Origin of the sequence: Catenibacterium sp. RTP21428st1_D7_RTP21428_210409 (assembly GCF_040227455.1) — a bacterium.
Taxonomy (GTDB): Bacteria; Bacillota_I; Bacilli_A; order Erysipelotrichales; family Coprobacillaceae; genus Catenibacterium; species Catenibacterium mitsuoka_A.
The window spans coordinates 1-5,393 of record NZ_JBEHVX010000121.1 but is presented as its reverse complement, the minus strand read 5'-3'; the positions used below and the strand labels follow the sequence as shown (position 1 = coordinate 5,393).

Below are 5,393 nucleotides of genomic sequence, written 5' to 3'. Positions count from 1 at the left end.
TCTTCCCATAAGAAAAACCTCCTCAGCAAACAGTGCTTTTAATTATTTACACTGTCTACTGGGAGGTCATCATATCAGTAAGAAGATTATTAAAGAATTTCTTATCAGTTGCGCTTGTTGTATTATTAGTATTCTTATGCTATAAAGCATATATTTACCAAAAGACTTTTGAAGAAATAAGAGATTCAAAAGGTGGATATTTTGAAGAAACAATTGAAATCAAATAAAGAGAATGAACATGATAAGAAAAATAATCACCATTTTATGTATTTCTTTTTTAGCATTTTCTCACTCTGTCTTAAATGCATCTGCTTTCGAAACAAATCCAACTAGGATATATGCAAAAGAAGAGTTAGAAAATGGTTATTACTTAGAAACTGTTATTACAACAAATTATACACAAGCAAGGTCTTCTATTAGAAATGGCACAAAAACTGCAACTTATAGAGATATCAATGGAAAAGCTCTATGGTCTATTACCGTTAATGGGAAATCAGCAACATGTACTAGCTCAACATATAGTAAAGCCAATTATTCAACAAGCTGGAAATTGAGTAATGCGAAAGCTTCAAAAAATGGTGCAGCTGCATCTGCAAGCATAACAGCTAAGCAATATCATCAAAATGGATCACTACAAAAAACAATAAATAAAACTGTAAAACTTACTTGTAGTCCTAACGGTTCATTATCTTAAAACAATCTTCTTACATTTGAAACAATACAGACCAATGTTTCAAGAAACTATTATTTGTTTAAAACTTCCACCAATTAGATGTATATCAAAACACAATAAAGACTGTGAGATCCAATGATCTCACAGTCTTCTTTTTACTTTGAAAGAAATGGGCATCACTATGAGTGATGCCCACTTTGGTTATGATCTTTCTTCTATATACTTTCTAATATTAGACACGTTCACATATTTTGCATAACTCTTATCATTCGCAACGACAAGAGTAGGGGCCTGCATGACAGAAAATCTCTTTGTGAGGTCTACTTGTTCTTCTGCATCTATTAATTCATAGTCTACATGTTCATCTTCTAATATCTTCTTAATAATACGACAGTTAGGACATGTTTTTGTTGTGAATAAATAAAGCTTTTCATTCTGTATAACAGGTTGTGCCTGTTCTTCTTTGATCTTCTTCATATGTCTGCCACTTAGTACTGAGTGACCCATATCATATGTTTTACGTTCCTTGAATTCCTGTGCTTTACCTTCATTCCAGTTCTTAACTGGTCTATAGTAACCTGTAATACGGCTCCATACTTCTGTTGGTTTAGCACATACAGGACATATAGGCTGTTCACCTACAAGATAACCATGATCTTCACAAATAGAGTAAGTAGGTGAAATGGTATAATAAGGAAGTTTATAGTTTTCTGCAATCTTTCTTACAAGTGTTGCAGCACCTTTCCAGTCTGGTAGTTTTTCACCTAAGAAAGCATGGAATACAGTACCTGATGTATAGAGAGTCTGTAATTCATCCTGAATATCTAAGGCAGTAAATAAGTCATCTGTATAACCTACTGGTAAATGAGATGAGTTTGTATAATAAGGTGTATTACCCTCTTTAGTGGCAGTAATGATATCTGGATATTTCTTCTTATCATGTTTCGCAAGACGATAAGATGTAGATTCTGCAGGTGTTGCTTCCAGGTTATATAAGTCACCATATTCTTCCTGATAGATCACTAATCTTTCACGCATATGGTTTAATACATCCTTCGCAAATTCCTGTGCATCTGTATGTGTTAAGTCTTCTTTAAGCCAGTTCGCATTGAGTGTAGCTTCATTCATACCTACTAAGCCAATAGTAGAGAAATGATTCTTAAATGAACCTAAATAACGTTTTGTATAAGGATAGAGACCTTCTTCTAATAACTTACTAATCACATCTCTTTTTACCTTTAATGATCTTGCAGCAAGATCCATTAAGTGATCTAATCTTTCATAGAACTCATGCTCATTATGAGATAAATAAGCAATACGTGGAAGGTTAATAGTAACGACACCTACTGATCCTGTTGATTCACCTGAACCAAAGAATCCTCCACTTTTTCTTCTTAATTCTCTTAAGTCAAGTCTTAATCGACAACACATTGATCTGACATCACTTGGTTCCATATCTGAATTAATATAGTTAGAGAAATAGGGTGTACCAAACTTTGCAGTCATTTCAAATAATAGTTTATTATTTTCTGTTTCAGACCAATCAAAATCCTTTGTGATAGAGTAAGTAGGAATAGGGTACTGGAATCCACGACCATTCGCATCGCCTTCAATCATGACTTCAATAAAGGCTTTATTGATCATGTCCATTTCTTTCTGACAATCCTTATAACGGAAGTCCATTTCTTTTCCACCAACTATCGCATTGAGTTCAGCTAAGTCATTTGGTACTGTCCAATCTAAAGTAATATTAGAGAAAGGAGCCTGTGTTCCCCAGCGTGAAGGTGTATTGACACCATAAATAAATGATTCAATACATTTCTTCACTTGATCATAAGGAAGATTATCTACCTTCACAAATGGTGCTAAGTAAGTATCAAAAGAAGAGAAAGCCTGAGCACCTGCCCATTCATTCTGCATAATACCTAAGAAGTTCACCATCTGGTTACATAATGATGCAAGATGTTTTGCTGGTTTAGATGTAATCTTACCTGGAATACCTCCTAAACCTTCCTGAATTAATTGTTTTAAAGACCATCCTGCGCAATAACCTGTTAACATACTTAAATCATGAATATGGAAATCCCCATCTCTATGTGCATCCGCAATCTCCTGATCATATATTTCAGATAACCAATAATTTGCAGTAATTGCACCACTGTTACTTAGAATCAACCCACCAACAGAATAAGTGACAGTAGAATTCTCTTTTACTCTCCAGTCAGTCGCATTCACATAACTATTCACTAGATCCTTATAATCAAGAATCGTAGACTTCATATTTCTTACTTTCTCTCTCTGTTTACGATATAGAATATAAGACTTCGCCACATCACTATAACCTGCCTGTGATAAGATATCCTCTACACTATCCTGGATATCTTCTACTGCAATCTTATGATCCTTGATCTTCTTTTCAAAATCACTTGTAACCTTTAATGCAAGCATGTCAATCACACTAGGATGATATTCTTTCTTTAATGAAATAAATGCTTTTTCAATCGCACGGGTTATTTTCTTTAAATCAAATTCTGTAATCTTACCATCTCTTTTAATGACCTGGTACATATTATCATATCCTTTCTTCTATCCCTCTGATTTCACATTCATCAACATATTCTTCTAAAATCTTTTTATAACTCTGAAGTGTTTCTAATGAGCATGCATGTAAACCTTCTTGAATCACATTCTCATTATCTTCAAAGTTTTGAAGATAATAACGCTTAGCACCTTTGATCCATTCTCCAATTAGTCTCATATCATTTTCTGTATGAAATTCTTTAATGATTGTCGTTCTGAATTCATAATCTACATGATTCTCTAATAAATACTGGACTGTTGTCTTAATAGAATCAAGACGATACCCTTCTAAACCAATTGTCTTATTGTATTTCTTAGGCGCATTCTTGATATCTACAGCTACATAATCAACAAGACCTTCTTCTACTAATTCTTTTAACTTATTAGGAAAAGATCCATTTGTATCTAATTTAATAGAGTATCCCATATCCTTGATCACTCTTAAGAAATCCACAATACCCGCCTGTAATAAAGGTTCTCCACCTGTAATACATACGCCCTCTAGTATATTCTGTCTCTTTTCTAAGAATTCAAGAACATCTTCCTGTTCAATCTCTACCATATTTTCTGGTAAGAAGACTAAATCAGAATTATGACAGAAAGGACATTTAAAATTACATCCTCCAGTAAATAGAGTACATGCCATTTTTCCTGGATAATCTAGAAGAGTGAGCTTTTGAAAACCAAAGATACGGAAATGATTCTGGTATGTTGGTTCTTCTATTGCTTTCTTAACTAAAAGATGCATTGTCTTTTCTAATTGATCTACTTCCTCTAAAGTCAAATCAGATGTTAAATGAGACCACCAGTCTTTTCTCGCAAGATACATTTCTGTAATCACATCTTTCGCTTTAGGTGTTGTTTTAAGTATCTTAGAACGTTTATCAAGAGTATTCTCTTCTACACGAATATAGCCCGCCTCCTGCAACTTAGATATACTCTTGGTGATTGTTCCTTTATCCACAGAACCACTTGAAGACAATTCCTTCATAGTAATACCAGGATGTTCATGAATCATCATTAGATTCACAACCTGTCCATAACCTATATCATATTTCTTTAATCTATTATCATAATACTTAATAGCTGCACGATATAGTAATGCATTATCACTCATGAAGTTCTCTTTCTTATCCATCTCTCTCACCTCTTTAGTTGACTATCCAACTATATTAAGTCTAGCACCAAAAGAGAGCGTATGCAATTGTTGTGAAAATGTTTGCACATTATCATCTCCTATATACAGTATATACTAATTAATTAAGTAATGTATTGAAGTTATAAGCGATAAAACCTATATAAAGGAGTTAAGAAAAAATATTTGATTATATCTTAGCTAAATGGTTACATGATATAATTATTATTAAGAAGAAAATCTAAGTAACTGAATATATTGACTGTTGTGTTTGAATGTGCTCATAGGGGAATGTTAAAATGAACACATCAAATATCAAAAATTATAAGCCAAAAGATTTTGCTGAACTTTTAGGTGTTTCTGTTAAGACATTACAACGTTGGGACAGAGAAGGTACTTTAAAGGCAAACCGAACTCTAACTAATAGGCGTTATTACACATATAATCAGTATCTACAATTCAAAGGTATGAATATTGAAAATGATAAACGTCAGGTGGTTATTTATGCCAGAGTGTCTACAAAGAATCAAAAAGATGATTTACAAAATCAAGTTGCATTTTTAAGACAGTTTTGTAATGCAAGAGGAATTATTGTAAATCAGTGTATTGAAGATTATGGAAGTGGCCTTAATTACAACTGTAAAAAGTGGAACGAATTATTAGATGAAGTAATGGAACAAAAAATCAAGACAATAGTAGTAACCCATAAAGATAGATTTATCAGATTTGGTTATGACTGGTTTGAGAAATTCTGTAAAAAGTTTAATACAACCCTAGTGGTAGTAAACAATGAAGAACTATCGCCACAGGAAGAACTCGTGCAGGATATTGTTTCAATACTCCATGTGTTCTCATGCAGGCTGTATGGGCTTCGTAAGTATAAAAAACTGATAGAAAGGGATGAGGAAATTGCTGAAGAGCTTCAAGACGGAAATAAATCCAACAGAGGAGCAGAAAGTCAGGATTCGTAAAACAATAGGTACTTGCAGATTTATCTATAATTTC

The 5,393-nt window shown here is 33.2% G+C and carries 5 protein-coding genes and 1 pseudogene; 4 read left to right on the top strand and 2 right to left on the bottom strand.

Features of this window, described 5'->3' with window-relative positions:
- Nucleotides 1–32: 32 nt before the first annotated feature.
- The gene (locus ABUA27_RS11980) at nt 33–227 is read left to right on the top strand and encodes a hypothetical protein (RefSeq protein ID WP_349820786.1); all 195 of its coding nucleotides are present in this window, start codon (nt 33–35) and stop codon (nt 225–227) included.
- Between the two features lie 11 nt (nt 228–238).
- A complete protein-coding gene (locus ABUA27_RS11975) occupies nt 239–694 on the top strand; it encodes a hypothetical protein (RefSeq protein WP_129981936.1) in 456 nt (151 codons plus the stop codon).
- Nucleotides 695–874: 180 nt separating this feature from the next.
- On the opposite strand, the gene ABUA27_RS11970 is transcribed toward ABUA27_RS11975, so the two are convergent.
- Nucleotides 875–3,241, bottom strand: a complete 2,367-nt coding sequence (locus tag ABUA27_RS11970; RefSeq protein ID WP_349820785.1) for a ribonucleoside triphosphate reductase — start codon at nt 3,239–3,241, stop codon at nt 875–877.
- 4 nt (nt 3,242–3,245) lie between these two features.
- Nucleotides 3,246–4,391: an anaerobic ribonucleoside-triphosphate reductase activating protein gene (locus ABUA27_RS11965; RefSeq protein WP_349820784.1), complete on the bottom strand. Its 1,146-nt coding sequence runs from the start codon at nt 4,389–4,391 to the stop codon at nt 3,246–3,248.
- A 296-nt stretch (nt 4,392–4,687) separates the two neighbouring features.
- On the opposite strand from ABUA27_RS11965, the gene ABUA27_RS11960 reads away from it, so the two are divergent.
- Both ABUA27_RS11960 and ABUA27_RS11955 read left to right on the top strand, forming a co-directional pair.
- Nucleotides 4,688–5,359 (top strand): IS607 family transposase, encoded by a 672-nt coding sequence (locus ABUA27_RS11960; RefSeq protein WP_502879957.1) that lies wholly within the window; start codon nt 4,688–4,690, stop codon nt 5,357–5,359.
- Nucleotides 5,334–5,393, top strand: a pseudogene (locus ABUA27_RS11955) (helix-turn-helix domain-containing protein); the annotation flags it as partial. The gene ABUA27_RS11960 and the pseudogene ABUA27_RS11955, both read left to right, overlap by 26 nt.

Excerpts from the sequence above, each read along its gene's own strand:
- ABUA27_RS11975 (WP_129981936.1), top strand. The coding sequence starts at position 239 with ATGATAAGAAAAATAATCACCATTTTATGTATTTCTTTTTTAGCATTT.
- ABUA27_RS11970 (WP_349820785.1), bottom strand. The coding sequence starts at position 3,241 with ATGTACCAGGTCATTAAAAGAGATGGTAAGATTACAGAATTTGATTTA.
- ABUA27_RS11965 (WP_349820784.1), bottom strand. The coding sequence starts at position 4,391 with ATGGATAAGAAAGAGAACTTCATGAGTGATAATGCATTACTATATCGT.
- ABUA27_RS11960 (WP_502879957.1), top strand. The coding sequence starts at position 4,688 with ATGAACACATCAAATATCAAAAATTATAAGCCAAAAGATTTTGCTGAA.